Below are 969 nucleotides of genomic sequence, written 5' to 3'. Positions count from 1 at the left end.
CGGGGCTATACGCCTCCCGCGGGTTGGTTGAGTCCTCGACCGAGGTGGCGGCCTTTGTCGAACTGGTCCTCGACGAGACCGGGGCGTCGAAGGTCGACATGGTCGGGCACTCGCAGGGCGGCACCCAGCTCCAGCTGTACATCCAGCGCCACGGCGGCGACCAGACGGTCGAGCGCGTGGTGGGAGTCAACCCCAACACACATGGCACCTCGTTGCTGGGGATCGGCACTCTCGGATGGACTCTCGACGATGCCGGGTCGTTGGGCATCGGCTCGGTTCTGGGGTCGGCCAACGTGTCGGACCCGGGTCTGATGGCCACGGTCGGCCTGGTCATCGGTCCCGCCGGGGTTCAACAGGCCATCGGCTCCCCGGTGATCGAGGAGATGATCAACGCCGGTGATACCCGGCCAGGATTGGATTACACGATCATCGCCTCGCGGTACGACGAGGTGGTGACGCCGTACCCCGGCCAGTTCCTCGTTGCGGGCCCGGGTGCCACGGTCCGGAACATCCTGTTGCAGGACGGCTGCCCCGAGGACCGGTCCGACCACCTGTCCGCCACCTACTCGCTGCGGGGCAAGGAACTCATCAAGCAAGGGCTGGATCCGGCGAGACGCGGGCAGCCCGTGCCCTGCGAGGTCGTGGTGCCCGGTGGCGGACAGGGCTGGCCGGGCGCCCCGGTCGGATCGGTCTCCCCCTCGCTGGCGGCGGTGGGTGGATCGGCCGCGTCGGTCACCGATGGGGAGGGGTCATGAGAAAAGCCAGCGGCGGATCACGCGACTCGTCCGGATCCCTCCGTGGTGCTCCCATGAACTGAGGGCCCCTCCGATTGTTCGATGACTCCATCGAACCCGGAGCGATGCAGATCGCCGCAAATCTGGTGGCGTGGACACAGATGATGGCCTGCACCGGCGCCGCCGCCATCTTCGCAGCGTGCGAGCCCAGAATGCTGCGCTACCGCTTCCTGCA

1 protein-coding gene is annotated in these 969 nt (G+C 67.8%); it reads left to right on the top strand.

Annotated elements, in window-relative coordinates; all coding sequences use genetic code 11:
• Positions 1-755 (top strand): alpha/beta fold hydrolase (locus tag H483_RS0119440; protein ID WP_152427924.1); only part of this gene is annotated, 755 nt, incomplete at its 5' end.
• Positions 756-969 lie beyond the last annotated feature (214 nt).

The organism is Dietzia sp. UCD-THP (genome assembly GCF_000349585.1).
GTDB lineage: Bacteria > Actinomycetota > Actinomycetes > Mycobacteriales > Mycobacteriaceae > Dietzia > Dietzia natronolimnaea_A.
This window is presented reverse-complemented; position numbering and strand designations above follow the sequence as displayed.